Genomic DNA, 17,987 nt, shown 5'->3' on the forward strand with positions numbered 1-17,987 from the left:
CGCCACGACGAGACGATTGGGGATCGGGCAATGGCGACAAATATCAGTGAGCAGCCCGCGAAGGCGTCCGGCACGTACCGGATCGGTGGCGATGTCACAGTCAACCGGCTCGGCTACGGGGCCATGCAGATCACCGGCCCGGGTGTCTGGGGTGACCCGAAGGACCCGGCCGAGGCGGTTCGCGTGCTGCGCCGTGCGGTCGAGCTGGGCGTGACGTTCATCGACACCGCCGACTCGTACGGGCCGTTCGTCTCGGAGATGTTGATCCGGGAGGCGCTGCACCCGTACGCCGATGACCTGGTGATCGCGACCAAGGCCGGGCTGAGCCGCTCCGGCCCCGGCGACTGGCGTGCGCTGGGCCGCCCGGAGTACCTGCGCCAGCAGTGCGAGCTGAGCCTGCGTCACCTCGGCCTGGACAGCATCCCGCTGTACCAGCTGCACCGGATCGACCCGAAGGTGCCGCTCGCCGATCAGCTCGGTGAGCTGGCGCTGCTGCGGGATGAAGGCAAGATCCAGCACATCGGGCTGTCCGAGGTCAGCGTCGCGCAGATCGAGGAGTCCCAGGCGATCACCACTATCGCGTCGGTGCAGAACCTGTACAACCTCGCCAACCGCAGCGCCGAGGACGTACTGGAGTTCTGCGAGCGCAACGACCTCGCGTTCATCCCGTGGTTCCCGATCGCGACCGGTGAGCTGGCCCGCCCGGGCGGCCCACTGGACGCCATCTCCAACGCGCACGGCGCGTCGCCCGCGCAGCTCGCGCTGGCCTGGCTGCTGCGCCGCTCGCCGGTGATGCTGCCGATCCCCGGCACGTCCTCGGTGGCGCACCTGGAGGAGAACGTGGCCGCGGCCGACGTGCGGCTCACCGACGACGAGTTCGAGGCGCTCGCCAAGGCGAGCTGAGCCGCAGTTGCAGTGTGGGTGGTCCCGGTGGGGACCACCCACACTGATCGTTCAGAGGGCGAGGCAGTTGGGTCGCACCGGGCCGTCGACCAGGGCGCCGCGCACGATGGTGTACGCCGTGCCGTCGAGCACCAGGCCGAGGTGCCCCACCACCCGCAGTGGACAGTACGACTGGATCAGCACGTTCGTCGCGCCGTCGTTGACGGCGGCGTTTCCGGTCGGACGGACCAACTCGTCCTGCAGGGTGCGGATGGTGGTGTAGCGCACCGCGCCCGGGGTGTCGTCGCCGGCGTTGAGGTCGGCGAGGAACGCCGAGCCGATTGTCATCTGTTGGCAGGCCACGACACCGGCGCAGCTGCCCAGGCCCAGAAACGCCACGATGTTGGCGACGTACGTGCCGTACTGGGGTGTGCCCAGGCTGACGTAGCGACCGACGGTGGCGGTGCCGCCGAGCCGCTTGAGGTAGTACCTGCTGACCAGGCCCCCTTCGGAGTGGGCGACGACGTCCACGCTCGCCGCGCCGGTGGTGGCGCGTACCTGGTCGACGTAGTTGGCGAACGCGCGCGCCGAGGTGGGGATGTCACCGAGGCCCAGCCCGGGTAGCTGGTAGATGAAGGTGCGGTAGCCGTCGGCGCGCAGCCGGGCGGCGATCGGCTCGTACGCGACGGCGACGCCGCTGAGCCCGCCGACCACGATCACTGGGTTGGCCGCCGCGGCGGCGAAGGGCGTCGTGCTGGCGGCGGTGGTGGAAGCGGGGGCGGCGGTCGCCGTGGCGGTGGACGCGAGCAGCGCGCCGGTGGCGAGGGCCAGGACGAGGGCGGTCTTTCGGAGCAGCATGGCTGCACCTCCGGGGGGAGGCACCCGGCGAACCGGGCAGGTGGGTGGGGGTGTCCGGTCGACCGTGCGACGATCATGCCCGCAACAATTTAGAAACGTCAATGACTTGTTACGCGCCGGTAACCCGTTGTTCCGGCGGGGGCGTAAACGGTCATACCGCTCCGCTCCATATCGGACACCGGCGGTCGCTGGCATGCTGTGGCCGTGGCTGTCGACGAACCCACTGAGCGCGAGCTGCGGGTGATGCCGTGGTGGCTGGTCCTGGTCGGCCTGCTGGTCGCCATCGCCCTGGGCTGGCTGGTGCTGGACCTGCTGCTCAGCGAGGCCGACCGGGCCAGCCAACCGGACACCCGCGCCACACTGCGCATCGACGCGATCCGCACCGGCCTGACGGTCGTCGCCGGCACCGGCGGAGCGCTCGCGCTGCTGCTCGCCGCCCGCCGCCAGTGGATCGCCGAACGCGCGCAACGGCACCAGGAGAGCGTCGCCGCACGCGACCAGGTGCACCGGGACCGGGTGCAGGCGCACGCCGAAGCGGTGGCCGAGGCCGCGCAGCGCCACCAGGACCGGCAGTCCGGGGCCGCCGAGCACGACGCGGCGGAGCGTCGACTGACCGAGCTCTACACCCGGGCGGTCGAACTGCTCGGCAACGACAGCGCGGCGGTACGCCTCGGCGGCCTGCACGCGCTGGAACGCCTCGGCCAGGACAACCCGGGGCAGCGCCCGACCATCGCGGCGGTGCTGTGCGCGTACCTGCGGATGCCGGCGCCTGACGGCGAGCCGCGCGAGACGGAGGTCCGGCGCAGCGCGCAGCGCGTGCTGACCCGGCACCTGCGCGCGGACGACGCCGCACACTGGCCGGAGCTGACGCTCGACCTGGCCGGCGCCACGCTCGTCGACTTCGACGCCGCCGGTTGCACGCTCGTCGACGCCAACTTCACCGAGGCGGTGCTCACCGGCACGACCACCTTCGCGGGCGCGACGTCGCGGGGGCGGCTGCTGTTCGGTTCGGCAACCTTCGACGAGGTGGTCTTCGACGGGCTCGCGGCCGGCGGCGAAGTCGTCCTCGACGGCATTCGCGTCGGCCGCGAAGCCAGCTTCGACGGTGCCGCCTTTCCCGGCGGTCTGTCCTGCCGGCGAGCCGGCTTCACCGGCCCGACCTCGTTCCGCCGGGTGACCTTCGGCCAGCCGACCAGCTTCGACCTGACCCGCTTCGAGGACGTCACTTCGTTCCGGGAGGCCGTCTTCGAGGGCGCCCTGTCGATGGAGCACACCGAGTTCGGCCGGTCGGCAAGCTTCCACGCCGTCCGCTTCACGAACATGGCGCTGTTCCGCTGGACGGTGTTCGGCGCGGAGGCGCTGTTCGACAGGGCCCGCTTCGTCGACGCCGCGAACTTCGGCCGGGCCCGGTTCCACAGCATGGTCAGCTTCCGCGACACCGAATTCAGCCGGCCGCCGCAGGTCGAGCAGGCCCGGGCGGTGGCCGACAGTGGCCACCGCTGGCCGGAGGGCACGACAGTGGAGCGCCTCGACGACGAGTGGCTGCTGCTGGTCGACCGCTGATCGGCGGGGCGGGCGGTCAGCGCCGCGCGGGCGGACGCGGCGTTCAGCGCGGCGCGGTCGGACAGAGCGTCAGCGCGGTGTGGCGGGCGGGCGCAGGCCGTCCAGGGCCACGCCGAGAACCCGGTCACGCTGCTCGGGTGACGGGAACTGGGCCATGGTCAGGCCACTGATCAGCCGCACCACGTCGTCGAAGCCGATGTCGTCACGGACCACACCGGCGACCTGCGCGCGACGCATCAGCGGCTCACCGGCGGAGAAGATCTCCGCCCGGCAGCTGGTGAAGATCTCGGAGTCGTGCAGCAGTTGCTCGGCGAGCGCCCGCTTGGTGGCGACGTACGCGACGAAGCGGTGCAGCCAGGCGACGAGCGCGTCCCAGGGTGGCAGCTCGGCCAGACCCTCGGCGGAGTGACACAGCGCCCGGACCTCCTCGACGTAGACGGCCTCGAACAGGTGCCGGCGGGTCGGGAAGTTGCGGTAGAGCGTGCCGATGCCCACGCCGGCCCGGCGGGCCACGTCCTCCAGGGAGGCGGCGGCGCCGTTCTCGGCGAACGCCTCGCGCGCAGCCGCGATCAGAGCGTCGTAGTTACGCCGCGCGTCGGCCCGCTTGGGCCGCTGGGCGAAGACCTCGGGCGCCTGCCCCGGGCTGGTCATGACGTGCGTCACCTCACTCTATTTGCATCCGGAGGACGCCCTCCGCTAGCTTAGCGGAGGCACCCCTCCGGAATCCCGGAGGCCTGCCTCCGGTTACTCTACCTCGGGACCCGCCCGATCGCCGCCTGGCCACCCCGATCGCCCGGACCCCGACAGACCACCCCGTCACGGACGACGGGTGACAAGCCTTCATTCCCGTACGTAATCAGGGAGTTTTCTCTCGTGGCAGTGACCTCCCGGCGCAGCTCGCGTCGGCTCACCTTCACCGTGCTCGCGGCCGGCGCCGGGTTCTTCGCGATGCTCCAGTCGCTGATCACCCCGGTGCTGCCGACCATCCAGCAGGACCTGCACACCACCCAGAACACAGTGACCTGGGTCCTGACCGCCTACCTGCTCAGCGCGTCGATCTTCACGCCGATCCTCGGACGCGTCGGCGACATGGTCGGCAAGGAGCGGATGCTTGTCGTCTCGCTCGCCGCCCTCGCCCTCGGCTGCCTGCTGGCCGCCATCGCGCCGAACATCAGCGTCCTCATCATCGCCCGGGTCGTGCAGGGCATCGGCGGGGCGGTCTTCCCGCTGTCCTTCGGCATCATCCGCGACGAGTTCCCGGCCGCCCGGGTCTCCACAGCGGTGGCCGCCATCTCGGCCATCGTCGCCGTCGGCGGTGGCCTGGGCATCGTGCTGGCCGGCCCGATCGTCAGCACCCTGGACTACCGCTGGCTGTTCTGGATCCCGATGATCGTGGTCGGACTGACCGCCGTGGCCGCGCACCTGTTCGTGCCCGAGTCGCCGGTCCGCACCCCCGGTCGCATCGACTGGCGCGCCACACTGCTGCTCTCCGGCTGGCTTGTCGCGTTGCTGCTGCCGATCAGCCAGGGCGCCGCCTGGGGCTGGACCTCCACCCGGGTGCTCGGCCTGCTCGCCCTCGCCGTGGTGCTGCTGGTCGGCTGGCTGGTCACCGAGCTGCGTTCCAGCAACCCGCTGATCGACATGCGGATGATGCGCCTTCCCGGTGTCTGGACCACCAACCTGGTCGCCCTCCTCTACGGCGCGTCGATGTTCTCCATGTACGCGTTCCTCCCGCAGTTCCTGCAGACCCCGACCGCCGCCGGTTACGGCTTCGGGGCGAGCATCAGCCAGGCCGGTCTGCTCATGCTCCCGATGGTCAGCGCGATGTTCGTCGCCGGCGTCATCGCCGGCCGGCTCCAAGCCGTCTTCAGCGCCAAGGCGCAACTCGCCACCGGTGCCACGTTCAACGTGGCCGCCTCCGCGATGCTCGCCACCGCGCACGACACCCGCTGGGAGGTCGCCATCGCCGGTGGCCTGGTCGGCCTCGGCATCGGCCTGGCCTTCGCCTCGATGGCCAACCTGATCGTCGCCAGCGTGCCCGCCAGCCAGACCGGCGTGGCGACCGGCATGAACGCCAACATCCGCACCATCGGCGGCGCGATCGGCGCGGCAGTGGTCAGCGGCGTGATCACCGCGCACCCCCAGGCCAACGGTCTGCCCCGGGAGGCCGGCTTCACGACGGGGTTTCTCGTCCTCACGGCGATCGCCCTGGCCGCCGCGCTCGCGGCCCTCGCCGTCCCGTCCGCCCGGCGGGCGTCGGCCGGTCGCCGGCCGTCCGCCGCGACGATCGTCGAGTCCGAGCTAGCCGGCGAGTTCGCCACCATGCCGGCAACCCGCTGACGGTTCGCGTCGCGGCCCGGGCGGTTCGCCGCCCGGGCCGCGACGCATTCCGGAGTACGCTGACCGCTCCCCATCCGTCGTTCCTCAGGAAGCGCCCATGCCCGAGTTGCTGACCGCCGACCGCATCGACGAGATCGGCGCCCTGGGCCTCAAGAGCCCCGACCCGGCCGCGTTCGTCGCCGAACTGGTGGGCGCCGTCGACGAGGGGCGGGTAGCGGACCCCGACGACACCGGGTACGCCCTGCTGGTCGCCGCGGACATCCTGGAACAGGCCGGCGACCTGGCCGACGCGCTCGCCCTGGCCACCCGCGCCATCGCCGAGCAACCGGACGACAACGCGTACGCCCGAGCGGTGCGCGGCGGTCTGCTGCTGCGCCTCGGCCGCTCGGACGAGGGCATGGCCGAGCTGACCGCCCTGCGTCCGCTGCTCGAAACCGACCCCGCAGCCTCCTACCTCGTTGACGAGCTGGCCGAGTCCGACCGCGCCGACACGGCGTTGGACTGGCTCACCGGGGCGCTCGACGCGATCCTGGAGAGGACCCGCACCCAGCAGCACGCGTCCGAGGACGCCCAGGACGAGGCCGCGGCCATGATCTACGGCCTGGCCCAGCGGCGACACGACCTCCGCGAAGAGGCAGGCCTCCCCCACGACGAGTACGACAACCTCGCCGACCGGCTGCGCGCCGCGAGCACCCACGCGCTCGACGCCGTCGACGACGGCCCGGCGACGCTGCTCTTCTGGCCGCAGGCGGAATTCGACGCCCTGCTGGTGCGCTGGCCGGCGCTGGCCGACAGCTACCCGCCCACCTGGGACGAGCACCGCGCCCAACTCGAACGCGCCCTCGTCGACGCGTCCGCGATGGGCGGCGCCGACCTGGGCGTGGTCGCCGGCACCGTCGACGGTCTGGCGGCCTTCGCCCGGGATGCCGGCAGCGACCCCACCGACGAGGAAACCCTCGACGAGTACGCCGACAGCCTCGACGAGGCCGGCGTGACCGCCTGGCCACCCGGCCGCAACGACACCTGCTGGTGCGGCTCCGGCGCCAAGTACAAGAAGTGCTGCCTGCCCCGCTCGCGCGCCTGACCCTCCTGTCGCTCTTCCCCGGGGAGGCAATGCCGGGACCGCGCAGGAGCAGCACGAGGGGGTCGAGGACAGCCCGGTCGGCTGGGTCGCCAGCCATATCCAGCGCTACGTGCGGGTCGACGGCGCGGACGGGGGCACCGTCGTCATCGAACGTGAACCACCACCGATTGATACCTCTCACTGGCGGAGAGGGCTAGGGTGACCGTAGGTAAGCACCCCACTCCGGCAAGGAGGACCGTCGTGCGCCGCATCATCACCGCCATTGCACTACTCGGGCTGTCACTCTCCGTCATGCTGGCGCCGACGCCGGCCAGCGCGGCAAGCACCGTCGACGTCACGTCCGCGACCCTGGTCGCTCGCGGCGTCGCCGTGGACATCACCCTCACCGTGACCTGCCCAGCCGGCCTGTCCGGCGCGACCGAGCTGATCGTCCGGCAGCGGTCGGGCGACAGGGTCGCCTACGCAGGTGGCTGGGCACCCCTCAACAGCTGCACCGGCGAGCCGCAAGCCGTGGCCGGGAGAGCGTGGGCGCAGCCCGACGGGCTGGTCCTCCACAAGGGTGTCGCGCTGATCAGCGGCGGATTCGAGCTGTGCAACCAGGACGTCTGCGACTACCCGAACTTCGAGCAGACGTTCCGCATCACCCGTTGAAGCGCGGCCGAACCATCGCCGCAGGACGCCGCCTGGGGAATCCAATGATCAAGTGATGAGAAGTAGGTCAGAACCACTACCGACACCTATTTTTCATCACCTGATCACTGCCGCCGGAGCAAACAGCCGAACCCGGCAGCGGTGATCGGATCAGGCATGCCCGTCACCCGGCCGCCTCAATCGCGGCCTCCACCTTGTCCAGATAGTTGAACCACCACTCCCCCTCATCCTTCGGACGAAGGGACAGCAGACTCGCGGCCACAACGAAGGCCAGGACGACTGCACTGTTGGCTGGCAGCACACCTGACATCGGTCGACCGGTCACGACGGCGTCGAGGAAGGCTTCGACCTCTGGAGAGGTTGCCGAGCTCCACTCTTCTGCCTCGGCAACCTCCTCGGCCAACTGCCTGATCTGCTCAGGCGTCGGCTTGCCTTGGCAGATGTCAGCACTGACGAAGGCCGCGACGGCAGCCAGCAACTCCAGGGCGGACTGCCGCGTGGACCCGTCGGAGAACGCCTTGAGCGCTTCCTCAAACTCGACCGACTGCCGCTTGACGGCCCAGTGCAACGTCTCACGGACGAGCTGCTCAACTCGCTCATCGATCTTCAACGGAACCTCCGCCATCCTGCGATCTCGCTTTGTAAGCCTTCAAGGATCCCCAGGTTGCCACGGCCCCGAGGACGACGCCGGCTACCGCCTTCGGCAGAGCCGGCAAGAACTCCGAAACCGTCGCCCATGCTGTCGCCGCCGCCGAACCGCCAACAGCAATTGCCTCTGGGACGACACCCTTGCGTCTTGTGGGCCGTGGCGCCTCCTGGCTCTCTCGGCTTCGCGCCTCACGTCGCCCGTCGCGGTCCGGCAGCGCCGACCCTAACCGTGGGACCGCAGGTCGCAATGTGACACCGGTTGCCGCGGGTGGTTGGTGGATTGCGCTGCCACCACCCGTGGTCAATTTCCCAGCGCTCGGACCTTGGCGATAGTCTCCTGCACGTGCTGCTTGGCCGGGTCGCCACCCTGGGACGCCTGCGCGAGCGCCTGACGGTACGAATCGATCATGCCGACCAGTGGACCGGCGGCCACACCCTCCAGCGCGCCGGCGACGAGTGCTCGCGCCTCGGCGGCGTCCTGTGCCGCCGCTGCGGTCTTGGCCTTCGCCTCGTCCAGCTTCTGCGACGCCGCCGCCAGCCTCGCGATGATCTGTGCTGCGCTCACGTGCACCTCCCCGTGGTCGATCACCGCCTCCACCACCGCACCGGCAGAGACCACATGGGAGCGTACGAGATTCGCGCACCCAGCGCGACCGCGTGATCGCTCTCGCGTCAGTCGGCTGCGGTCGCCCGACACGAGCGGCCTCGACGACGTCTCTCCACCGGACGCCTACCGAGTTGGTGTGGCGACCGAGATCTCGGACAGTTTCCGTCACGTCAGGACGGAAAGTGTCCAAGATCTGGAGTGATGCGGGACCGGCATCCGCTCAACGCTCGGCAACGAACACTCCGACACCACCGACGCCTTCCACCAAGCCTTCGATTTTGAGTGCGTTGATGGCCTGACGAACGACGATGGCCGAGACGTCATGCTGACGGCACAGCTCGGATGTCGAGGGCAGCTTGTCGCCCGGCGCGAGTTCACCGGACTTGATCTGAGCGCGGATGCCGTCGGCGATCAGCGCCCACTTCGCTTTGGCGGGCATCGGCGTCTCCCAGGTCTGCCCTGCCATTCGATCACGAGGAACTTTGTATAGCAAGCAATGTGTGGTCGATGCTTGCGCTTACATGACCTGTTATATATGCTCTCTCTTGGCCGGCTCCCAGGTCTGCAACCCGGAGCTGGTTCGTTCCCACCGCGCAGGAAGCGCCCGGCCGTTCGGTCCCCCCGCTCGGCCGGGCGTGCCGGGGTGCGCCCGCACGCCGCCCCGACGCAAGAGCCGTGAGCAGCTAGGAGACGACCCGACGGGAGCCCTCGATGCCCGATCGACCCGACGAAACCCCCACCGATCCACCAGCCCCAGCCCCGCCCGAGCAACGCCATCGTCTCGTGTCCGATCAGGACATCGAGGACGCCGACGATGTCCTCTTCGCCCATCCGCCCCGGGTGGTGCGTCGCTGGCTCTGTGAGTGCGGCGTCGACTATCCCTGTACCGATGTGCGCTTCGCTCTCCTGGTCAAGTCCAGCGCTGAGGCGAGCGAATGAGCACCGATGCCGTGGACGACCTGCGAACCGCCTGGCTGGCGACGATCTCCGCCGCCGATCGGGCCGGGGCGCAGTTGCACGGGGCTGGGCCGCCCGGCCGGCGGCTGCCCTGGCAGGACGCGGTCACGGAGTGCTGGCGGGCGCTGAGCCTGGTCTACGCCGGCTTGGCCGCCGATCGGAGGTCACCGGGTGGCTCGGTCGGGGACCTGCTCGCCGGCCTGCACGCTGCTCGGATCGACGCGGACCGGGCCGCCATTCTGGCCGCTCGGGTCCGCTGGCGGCTGAGCGCAGCCGAGGACCGACTGCGACGTACCCGGGAAGTGGCAGACGTGGTCGCGGCCCGGCATCTCGCGGCGGCGATCACCCGGCTGGATCTGGTCGTCGCCCGGCTCGCGGTCGGCAGGTGCCGGATCGAGCGTTCGGTGGCGGCACTGATCGGATGTTCGGTGGCGACACCTGACGAACGTTCGATCGCGGCACTGACGGGAGAGCCGGGGGAACCGCCGGAACCGCGCCAGCGCCCCAGCCACAGCGCCACCAGCCACGACACCGACGCGGCCCATGACAACGACAGCGATGCCGACCACGACAGGGCCAGCGACGCCGGCAGTGCCGAACTGATCGCTCGCGGCTGCCAGGCGGCGAGCGCTCTGGTGACCAGGCGGCGTCGACTGACCCGAGCACGCGCACATCGGAGAGCACTCGCGATGATCAGGGAGCGACGATGGTGACCGACCCGCACGCAGCGTTACGCGGCCTGCTGACCGGGCGACTGCGCGGCCACGAACGGCGGCTGGGCCGGTTCGCCGAGTCGGACTGGCGACGGTACGCGGATCTGCTCGCCGGTGCGCTGTTGGTGGCGGTACGGCGGCGGTTCGTCGCAGGGCAGGATCGCGCGCCGGTGATCCGGTTCGTGGCGTCCGCGCGGGAACGCTACGACGCGACCGGGCGTGACGTCGACCCGGTGCTCGCTGAGGCGCTGATGTGGGCGGCGCTCGGTGAGCGTCCGCCCGTGCCCCACGACGCGGCGGCGATCGTCGCGCGAACGGTGCTGCTGCTCGGCCTGCTCGAAGACGAAGGTCTCACCGACCGCGAGCTCGACGAAATCCTCGTAGCCGCCGCACACGCTGCCGACGATACGGAGAACGGCGCGGAATCCCAGCAGGTGGGCGCCGCAGTCGAGTCCGACCGGCAGTGAGCGCAACACTGCGAAAGATCGACACGAGATAGCTGAAGTCGGGATATCCCACTGGCACAGATACCCCGACTTCGGTGAAACCGAGTGGATCACGCCGGGCCGGGCGGGCCGGGACAGGACTGAACAAGACCAGACAGCGCGCTACGGCGACGGCGGGCCGTTCTGCGCCCGGGCCTCGGTGCACAGTGGACCGGTGGGCAGCGGTCCCGGCTCGGGGACCACGCCCGAGTGCGACGCCTCCTAGACTCGGTGACAGCTTGCTGAGGGAGTGACGGGGCTTGACGGTTCAGAGGACAGACACGACATCGGCTCGTCGTGGTCGCCGGGCTCGCGTCATTGGGCTGTCCGGGGCTCTCCTCGGGCTTCTCGCCCTCCTGCTTGTCGTCTCCGTCGCGACCGGTGACGGGCAGAGCATCCTCAGCAGCCTTCAGTCATCGTCGTCCGCAACAGCCGCGCCCAGTCCGACCCCGGCGTCTCGGGCAGCGCTCTACCGGTCCTGCATCGCCAAGATCCATGGCGATGACGCGTTGGTCTACTTCCGACGGGAGATCCCCGAAAGCCGGTGGGGAGAACCGCTGCGGGGCACTGCCTCGACGAGCAGTGAGCCGTACGTGCTGTGGATCTTCGACGCTCAGTGTGAACCGCACCGGGCGATCGAGGTGGGACGGGCCAGCAGTCGCACGTTCAGGGCCGAGGTGGGTCAGGTCTGGTACTACGCCGAGGCGTCGGCGGGGCCTCCCGCCGATGACTGCTCCTGCCGCGTCTTCAGCCCTTCGACCAGCGGCACCGAGCAGCAGTTCAGCGACGCAGGCCGCGTCATCTACCACCTGGACTGATCCGTGCCCAACAGTCGGCGCCCCTGTATGGTGACGACCATTCGCCACTCCAGGTCGATCGTCAGCGCAGACCGCGGACCAGCAACAGATACGCGCAGTAGGCCATCGGCACCACCAGGAAACAGATCAGGAACCCGAGCGGCAGATATCGCGGCGGGGTGCCGGCGACCATGGCCGGCCGCCCCCAGCGGCCCAGCACCAGGTAGCCGCCGAAGAACGCCACCGCCGGCAACCCCGCGCAGATCCACGCGCCGAGGGTGAACCCGTCCACCAGGCCGACCCCGGAGGCGAGCACCAGCATCAGCACGAGCACCCCGGCCGCCGCGCCGCACCCGGCGTAGACGGCGACCGCCCTCGCCAGCGGCGACCACGTCGGCAGCAGCGCCGGCCGCTGGGCCAGCAACTCCGCCTGCTGCCCGTGCCGGTCGGCCTCGTCGGCCATCCGCCGGGCCAGCTCCAACTCCATCGCCGGGTCCGCCGTGGCCGCGCGCTGCGCGGGCACCCCGCCGCCCGCCGGGCTCACCGCCGTCGGCAGTGCCAGCCGCGCCTCCCCCGCCGGCAGCTGGGGGTACGCCCCGACCCCCGCCCGCCCCGGCGCGCCGGCTGCGCCGGCGGGTTCCCCGTTCCCGGTTCCAGGTGCGGTGGGTGAGCCGGAACCGGCGGGCAGGCCGGAGCCGGCAGCGGAAGACGGACCGCTGCCAGTGCCGGAGGGCGACCCGGCGCCGGACGGTGGGCTGGGCCACGCGGCGGCCTCACCCGGCGCCATTGGGCCCGGGCCCGCGGCTGAGCCTGGGCCCGAACCTGGGCCTGGGCCTGCGGCGGGGGCGGCGGGTGGTTGGTCGACGCCGATGGCTCGGCCGAGCTGGTCGAGGCGCTGCCCCTGGGCCGTGAGCCGCTGCTGGAGGTAGTCGACGGCGGCGTGCAGGTCGCGGCGGCGCGCGGACTCGGCGGCGGCGTGCTGTTCCCCGGCGCGGTGCTGGGCGGAGAGTTGCCGGGCCAGGGCCGCGTACTCCTCGAAGGACACTGTCAGCGCTCCCCGTCCGGGTCGTGCCCGTCACCGACGAACGGGACGATCAGCCGGGTGCGCTGGTCGTGCCTGTCGATCAGCAGTGCCCGGTCGGGGCGGGGCGTGTAGGTCAGGTCGTGCGCTCCGAGGTGCAGGGCCAGTTCGGCGCCGGGCACGTTGAGCGCTACCAGGCAGGCGACGTCGTCGCGGTTCTGGGTGCCGCCGAGGTCGTCGCCGAGCCGGCGCAGCCCTCTCCACCAACCGAGCAGGTGCACTCCCTGCCCGGGGCCCTGGCGCAGGACGGTGCGCAGGTCGTCCAGCCCGGAACGGAACGTGCCGGGGTCGGTGGCACCGAGGACGGGCGCGGCGGCGTCCATGCCGAACACCACCAGGTATTCGCGGCCGGTGGGTTCGGCGGCCAGCGCGGCGATCCGGTCGCGCAGCCCGGCCGCGTCGAGGCGTCCGACCGGGTGGCCGGCGGCCCGCAGGACGGCTTCGGTGTCGTCGGCGACCGCGTCGGCGGCGCCGACCAGGCAGGCCAGCTCGAACCGGGCGTCGCCGGGGGTGTGCTGGCGGGCCAGGCTGAGCGTCGCGGCCCGCAGCACGTCCGCGCCGGTCGGCGCGGTGCCCACCACGGCGAGGTGCCGACCGGGGGTGGTGTCCATCAGGAAGAGTGCTGTGGTGCCGTGCACGTCGACGGTCCGACCGACAAGTGCCATCGGGCGTCGACCACCGGGGCGCAACCCGGCGAACGTGCTGTCGTCCTCGATCCGCGCGGCTTCGTACCCCTTGAAGACCGCTGGGGCCCGCGAACCCGGCGGGCGGGCCTGCCACAGGTCGTGGCGTAACGCGGCGAGGTCCGCCGTGGCGGCGTGCGCGTCGGGGAAGCGCAGCACGGTGTCGGCGCCGACCGCGCCGGCGGCGGTGTTGACCACGGCGGAGCCGACCGGCAGGGCCGCAGCGGCGTCGTTGAGCTGGTCGAGCACCCCACCCCCGCCGGGCAGCGCCACCCGCAACGCGAACTGCCCGAAGATCGCCTCGGCCCGCCCGTAGAGGGCTTCGATGCCGGTCATGCTCTGGCTGGCGAGCACCAGGTGGATGCCGTACGAGCGGCCCTTGCGGGCCAGGTCCTCCAGCAGGTCGACGGCCTCCCGGGCCAGCGCGTCGTTGCCGGCGAGCAGCACGTGGAACTCGTCGACGACCGCCACGATGCGCGGCAGCGGATTGTCGCGGGGCAGGTCGGCGAGCTTGGTGACGCCGTGCCGCTTGAGCGCGGTGGCCCGGCGCTGCGCCTCCCGGCGCAGCTCGCGCAGCACGGCGAGACCGTACTCGCGGTCGGACTCGATGCCGACGGCACGGGCGTGCGGCAACCAGGACGGGTCCCGGTCGGTGGGCACGAACTCGGTGAAGCTCACGCCCTCCTTGAAGTCGAGCAGGTAGAGCTGCAACTCGGCCGGCGAGTAGCGGGCGGCCAACCCGTAGAGGACGTCGAGGAGGAAGACGGTCTTGCCGGCGCCGGTGCGCCCGCCGACCAGCCAGTGCGGGGTGGCGTCGTCGAAGGCGAGCGTCAGCGCGGTGTCGAAGGCGGCAGCGCCGCCGGCCCGGCCGACCACCGTACGCAGGCCGTTGCCGGCGGACTCGGCCCAGCGCCGTTCGGGCAGCAGGTCGGTGAAGGGCAACGCGTCGGCGCGACGGGTGGCGGTGCCGAGGTGCTCGGCGAGCGCGCGGACCGACGCCGGCGGTGGGTCGCCGTCGAGCAGGACGGGTGCGGCGAGCCCGCTGCCGTCGGCGCTGAACGGGGTGCCGGGTGGGTCGCCGACGTGCGCGTACCCCTGACTGAGCCGCACGGCTGTGGTGCCGCCCAGCGACGGCGCGGTCTCGCCGGGCAGCCGCGACGGGTGGCCGGCGAGCAGCACGCACACGGCGGCGGCCGGGCCGGCGTGGGTGAGCGCGGCGAGCCGGGCCAGCTCGCGGGGCGGCGGCGCGGCGGTGGCGACCACCACCAACAGGCGACGGGCTGCGGGCTGGCCGTGCTGCGCGGCGCGGGCGTGCTGCTCGGCGGCGTCCAGCAGCGCGGCCACCTCGGCCTCGCCGGTGGCCGGCGGGTCGAGCACCCCGGCGTCGAGCAGTGGTCGCAGCGGGCCGAAGGTGGCGCCGAGCGCGGCCGTGTCGATGCCGGCGACGCGGACCTGGCCGGGCGGTGCGGTGGCGACCAACCGCAGCACCAGCGCCCGCAGCAGCCCGGCGACCTGCGGGTCCCGGGCGTCGGTGTCCAGGGCGAGGTGGTGGCCACCGCCGAGCGGGACCAGCACCGGAAAGCCGCCCTCCGCTGTGGACGCCTCGCCGATCCGCACCGCGGACGGCTCGTCGGTCAGCGGGGTGACGCCCGGGGCGGGGGTTGCCAGGGCAGCGCCGAGGCGGGCGAGGCGGGTCACCAGGTCGTCGGCGCCGGTCGGCGCGACGGCGGTCGGTGCCGCCCCCAGGGCGTTGCGGGCGGTGTCCAGATGCGCGCGAGCAGCCCGGTGGGAGTTGACCGCCTGCCCGTACGCCGACGCGAGCCTGCCCACCCTCTGCCCCCAACGCCACGGCCGCCTGGTCCCAGGAACCCTAACGGACACCGGTGGCACCCGGACAGTCCTGCGAGGACGTGTCCCGCCGGACCGGTCAGGCGGGACCGCACGTCGCCGGGCCGGACCCGTCGGCCGCCCCGCAGCGGAACACCTCCACCGGCGCCGTCGCCACGTCGGGCACCTGCTCGACCCGCATCAGGGCCAGTCGCTTGTCGACCGGCTCCCCCGAGTCGGGCGTGAAACGGATCAGCCCGGCCACCCCCGGGTAGCCCTGCCCGGCGTTCTGCCGGAGCACCTCCGCGTGCACGGCCACCGGGTTGACCGAGTCCGGCTCCCAGCGTTGCCGCGGGTCGGCGTGGTGCAGCCGGGCGGCGAGACTCTCCACGGCCCGGATGAGCATCATCGACGCGTCGTAGGCGAGACTGACCCGCTCACCGACCTGTTCTTCGGAGTCGGGTCGGCAGCGCGGCGGGTCGAGCAGGTCGTCGGACTGGATCCAGGCCAGGAAGGTCGCCCGGGCGTCGTCGCGCCGGTCCTGGGCGGCCCGCAGCGCCGCGCAGGTGGCCAGGGCCGCCTTGGAGACGTACGTGACGGGCAGGTTGCCGGGGGCGGCCGCGCGCAGCCCCGGGTTGGCCATGTACCGGTTGGCCGAGTCGTCGGCGACGAGGTGTCGGGGCGGGTTGCCGCCGCACTCGCGCAGCGCCCGCAGGAAACCGTCGAACTCCGACCACCGGCCGGCGTAGAAGAGCAGCCCGGGGTAGCCGCACTCGTCGGTCAGCCGCTGCCCGGTGCTCCACTCGTCGAGGCGGGTGATGCGGGGGCCGAACTGTTGTCGGAGCCCGTCGACGAGGGTGCCCACGTAGAGGTCCTCGGTGAGCGTGCTGCCCTCCAGGGTGGTGTAGAAGACGTGTGCCTCGGCGACCTTCAGCACCTGCTTGGCGTACGCGTCGACCAGCTTCACCTGGTCCTTGTTCGGTGCGGAGATCTGGAGGTAGAGGCGGGAGTTGGCGTCCATCTTGTCGGCGGAGAGGGTGGGCGCCAGCACCGGCAGCCCGACCTGGTTCAGCTCGCGCAGCGCGCGGGCGGTGCTGGTGCGGCTCTCCACCAGCCCGACCACCCCGAGCACTGTGGGGTCGTCCCGGGCCAGTTCGGCCAGCATCGCCACCGCCCGGTCGGCGTAGATCATCTGGCGGCCGGCGTTGGCGACCACGATCCGCAGCAGCGCGGCGCCGTCGGCGCCGGCCGACTCCTTCAGCAACGCGTACTGGGCGGTGGCCATCCCTTCGAGCTCCTCGCGCTCGGAGACGTACGACTCCTCGTCCGCGCGGGTCCGGTTGCCGGTGAGGGTGCCGAGGTAGACCAGCGTGAGGATGGGCCGCCGCCGGTCGCTGCGCTGCCAGACCTCCTCGGCGGCGCGGTTCTGCGCGAAGATGCGCTGCTGAACCGTGCGCAGCCGGTCCTGGCCGGGGTCGTTGTTGAACACCTGGGCAGCGCTGTCGCTGTAGCCGACACACTCGCCGCTGCCGGCCACCTCGACCGAGACCTGGCCGGTGAGCGAGGGGTGACAGCCCGGCCCCCACCGGCTGGCCACCCACAGGCCGAGCACCGCCACCAGCACCAGGCAGAGCGCCGTCGGCAGGAAGCGTCGCGACCACCACGGCGGGTCGGGCGCGGAGAAGGGCCGCAGCCCGCCACGCGACGGTGGGCCGGTGTCGGTCTCGTCGGGGCGCAGGGCCACCAGCCAGGTGGCTGGGCGGCGCAGCCGCCGCATCTCCGGCAGCGCACCGGCCCACTCGTCGTACGCCTCGTCGGCCTCGGTCAACGGGTGCGGTTCGGGCAGGTCCGGTGGGGGTTGCCCACCGGACGCGACGATCAGCAGCGGGTCGTTGCGGCCGGTCTCGGTGCGAACGTCACCGATCAGGCGGACGAGTTCCCCGCCGACGTTGCCGGGGGCGACGTGATCGATCAGCAGAGCCGGGTACGCGGTGCGCCGCCAGTCCGACGGGCGCCACGGCCGACGCCGGTACGCCTGCCGCAGGTCCTCCAGGAACGCGTGCAGCATCAGCTTGTTGACCTGGTCGGGTTGCTCCCCGTCGCGCCAGCCGGCGGTGAGGCGCTCGGCGAAACCGAGGAAGGTGACCGATTGCCGGGGTGCCAGATACTGCTGGCGCATGAACCAGTTGTAGTGCCGCCCGAGCACCGGCACCCGACCGGAGACGGCAGCCCGGAAGACCACCCCCGGCACGGCGCGACGGACCAGCCAGAGCAGCACCTGCGAGACGATGCTGACCGCGTCGCCGCCGGAGGGCACCGCCTCCGGCGTGCGCGGGCCCCTGCGGTCGCGCAGCCGGCGGACCAGGGCCGCGCGGCTGTCGTCGGCGTCGATGCCCAGGTTGAGGCTCTGCTGCATCAGCCAGTCGGCGAGCGGATAGTGCCGGAAGCGCAGCCGGGCGGCACCGAAGGCCTCCAGGGAGAGCTGCCGGTGCAGCTCGCGCAGCAGCGCCGGCACGTCCCCGGCGCCGGGCGGCGCTTCGGCGTCCAGCACGGCGTGCGGCACCCGCCGCCGGGGGCCCTGGCCGAGGAACCGACGCAGCGGCACCATCAGATCCGCGGTGTCGGAGCGGACCAGCCACAGCAGGGGCAGCCGGCGCTCGCCGCGGCGGGGTCGCCGCAACAGTCGGGCGAGCAGCGTGAACAACTCCAAGCCGCCGGCCGGCAGGCGTTCCCGACCAGCTGTCGACTGTCGTTGGCCGGTCAACTCCCGCCTGGGTACCTCCGAGCGCCGCACGTGTCACCTCCGATCAA

General features: G+C 72.0%; 17 protein-coding genes. 9 read left to right on the plus strand and 8 right to left on the minus strand.

The genetic code is table 11. The features are described from left to right. Positions 1-30: 30 nt before the first annotated feature. Entirely contained in the window at positions 31-903 is an 873-nt protein-coding gene (locus ACFYPG_RS27360; protein WP_387354304.1) for an aldo/keto reductase, read from the plus strand. Between the two features lie 51 nt (positions 904-954). Here the strand turns inward: ACFYPG_RS27360 and ACFYPG_RS27365 are convergent, their stop codons facing one another. Beyond that, positions 955-1,740: an alpha/beta fold hydrolase gene (locus ACFYPG_RS27365; RefSeq protein ID WP_355007615.1), complete on the minus strand. Its 786-nt coding sequence runs from the start codon at positions 1,738-1,740 to the stop codon at positions 955-957. Positions 1,741-1,944: 204 nt separating this feature from the next. Here ACFYPG_RS27365 and ACFYPG_RS27370 point away from each other — a divergent pair, with 204 nt between their 5' ends. Beyond that, on the plus strand, positions 1,945-3,303 hold the full coding sequence (locus ACFYPG_RS27370) for a pentapeptide repeat-containing protein (protein WP_387354305.1): 1,359 nt from the start codon (positions 1,945-1,947) through the stop codon (positions 3,301-3,303). 69 nt (positions 3,304-3,372) lie between these two features. On the opposite strand, the gene ACFYPG_RS27375 is transcribed toward ACFYPG_RS27370, so the two are convergent. Further along, complete coding sequence (locus ACFYPG_RS27375; RefSeq protein WP_366613268.1) at positions 3,373-3,954, minus strand: helix-turn-helix domain-containing protein; 582 nt, start codon at positions 3,952-3,954, stop codon at positions 3,373-3,375. Positions 3,955-4,176: 222 nt separating this feature from the next. On the opposite strand from ACFYPG_RS27375, the gene ACFYPG_RS27380 reads away from it, so the two are divergent. The 3 genes from ACFYPG_RS27380 to ACFYPG_RS27390 all read left to right on the plus strand — a co-directional run bounded on the left by ACFYPG_RS27380 (position 4,177) and on the right by ACFYPG_RS27390 (position 7,378). Then, positions 4,177-5,643, plus strand: coding sequence for an MFS transporter (locus tag ACFYPG_RS27380; protein WP_355007618.1), 1,467 nt, complete (start codon positions 4,177-4,179; stop codon positions 5,641-5,643). A gap of 97 nt (positions 5,644-5,740) precedes the next feature. Next, positions 5,741-6,727 carry an SEC-C domain-containing protein gene (locus ACFYPG_RS27385; RefSeq protein WP_387354306.1) on the plus strand — a complete coding sequence of 329 codons (987 nt, stop codon included), beginning with the start codon at positions 5,741-5,743 and terminating at the stop codon, positions 6,725-6,727. Between the two features lie 240 nt (positions 6,728-6,967). Next, entirely contained in the window at positions 6,968-7,378 is a 411-nt protein-coding gene (locus tag ACFYPG_RS27390) for a hypothetical protein (RefSeq protein WP_387354307.1), read from the plus strand. A 163-nt stretch (positions 7,379-7,541) separates the two neighbouring features. Here the strand turns inward: ACFYPG_RS27390 and ACFYPG_RS27395 are convergent, their stop codons facing one another. The 3 genes from ACFYPG_RS27395 to ACFYPG_RS27405 form a co-directional block, all read right to left on the minus strand. Next, positions 7,542-7,988: a hypothetical protein gene (locus ACFYPG_RS27395; protein ID WP_387354308.1), complete on the minus strand. Its 447-nt coding sequence runs from the start codon at positions 7,986-7,988 to the stop codon at positions 7,542-7,544. 339 nt (positions 7,989-8,327) lie between these two features. Beyond that, positions 8,328-8,591, minus strand: a complete 264-nt coding sequence (locus ACFYPG_RS27400) for a DUF6244 family protein (protein ID WP_030489032.1) — start codon at positions 8,589-8,591, stop codon at positions 8,328-8,330. A gap of 262 nt (positions 8,592-8,853) precedes the next feature. Next, positions 8,854-9,099, minus strand: coding sequence for a winged helix-turn-helix domain-containing protein (locus ACFYPG_RS27405; RefSeq protein WP_088949319.1), 246 nt, complete (start codon positions 9,097-9,099; stop codon positions 8,854-8,856). A 317-nt stretch (positions 9,100-9,416) separates the two neighbouring features. On the opposite strand from ACFYPG_RS27405, the gene ACFYPG_RS27410 reads away from it, so the two are divergent. The 4 genes from ACFYPG_RS27410 (at position 9,417) to ACFYPG_RS27425 (ending at position 11,606) form a co-directional block, all read left to right on the plus strand. Beyond that, entirely contained in the window at positions 9,417-9,572 is a 156-nt protein-coding gene (locus ACFYPG_RS27410) for a hypothetical protein (protein WP_387354309.1), read from the plus strand. Next, the gene (locus ACFYPG_RS27415; RefSeq protein ID WP_387354310.1) at positions 9,569-10,303 is read left to right on the plus strand and encodes a hypothetical protein; all 735 of its coding nucleotides are present in this window, start codon (positions 9,569-9,571) and stop codon (positions 10,301-10,303) included. The genes ACFYPG_RS27410 and ACFYPG_RS27415 overlap by 4 nt, the downstream gene beginning before the upstream one ends. After that, positions 10,297-10,770, plus strand: a complete 474-nt coding sequence (locus ACFYPG_RS27420) for a hypothetical protein (RefSeq protein WP_387354311.1) — start codon at positions 10,297-10,299, stop codon at positions 10,768-10,770. Before ACFYPG_RS27415 ends, ACFYPG_RS27420 begins: the two co-directional genes overlap by 7 nt. 527 nt (positions 10,771-11,297) lie before the next feature. Then, positions 11,298-11,606, plus strand: a complete 309-nt coding sequence (locus ACFYPG_RS27425) for a hypothetical protein (RefSeq protein WP_387354312.1) — start codon at positions 11,298-11,300, stop codon at positions 11,604-11,606. Positions 11,607-11,667: 61 nt separating this feature from the next. Here ACFYPG_RS27425 and ACFYPG_RS27430 read toward each other — a convergent pair whose 3' ends face one another. From ACFYPG_RS27430 to ACFYPG_RS27440, 3 genes are all read right to left on the minus strand, one after another. Next, on the minus strand, positions 11,668-12,630 hold the full coding sequence (locus ACFYPG_RS27430) for a hypothetical protein (RefSeq protein WP_387354313.1): 963 nt from the start codon (positions 12,628-12,630) through the stop codon (positions 11,668-11,670). 2 nt (positions 12,631-12,632) lie between these two features. Beyond that, positions 12,633-15,179: an FtsK/SpoIIIE domain-containing protein gene (locus ACFYPG_RS27435; protein WP_387354314.1), complete on the minus strand. Its 2,547-nt coding sequence runs from the start codon at positions 15,177-15,179 to the stop codon at positions 12,633-12,635. A gap of 97 nt (positions 15,180-15,276) precedes the next feature. After that, entirely contained in the window at positions 15,277-17,970 is a 2,694-nt protein-coding gene (locus tag ACFYPG_RS27440) for a hypothetical protein (protein ID WP_387354315.1), read from the minus strand. Positions 17,971-17,987 lie beyond the last annotated feature (17 nt).

The sequence above is a fragment of the Micromonospora sp. NPDC005553 genome (assembly GCF_042871765.1).
Classification (GTDB): domain Bacteria; phylum Actinomycetota; class Actinomycetes; order Mycobacteriales; family Micromonosporaceae; genus Micromonospora.

Coding starts and splice junctions, on each gene's coding strand:
- ACFYPG_RS27360 (WP_387354304.1), top strand. CDS start 31: ATGGCGACAAATATCAGTGAGCAGCCCGCGAAGGCGTCCGGCACGTAC.
- ACFYPG_RS27365 (WP_355007615.1), bottom strand. CDS start 1,740: ATGCTGCTCCGAAAGACCGCCCTCGTCCTGGCCCTCGCCACCGGCGCG.
- ACFYPG_RS27375 (WP_366613268.1), bottom strand. CDS start 3,954: ATGACCAGCCCGGGGCAGGCGCCCGAGGTCTTCGCCCAGCGGCCCAAG.
- ACFYPG_RS27385 (WP_387354306.1), top strand. CDS start 5,741: ATGCCCGAGTTGCTGACCGCCGACCGCATCGACGAGATCGGCGCCCTG.
- ACFYPG_RS27405 (WP_088949319.1), bottom strand. CDS start 9,099: ATGGCAGGGCAGACCTGGGAGACGCCGATGCCCGCCAAAGCGAAGTGG.
- ACFYPG_RS27415 (WP_387354310.1), top strand. CDS start 9,569: ATGAGCACCGATGCCGTGGACGACCTGCGAACCGCCTGGCTGGCGACG.
- ACFYPG_RS27420 (WP_387354311.1), top strand. CDS start 10,297: ATGGTGACCGACCCGCACGCAGCGTTACGCGGCCTGCTGACCGGGCGA.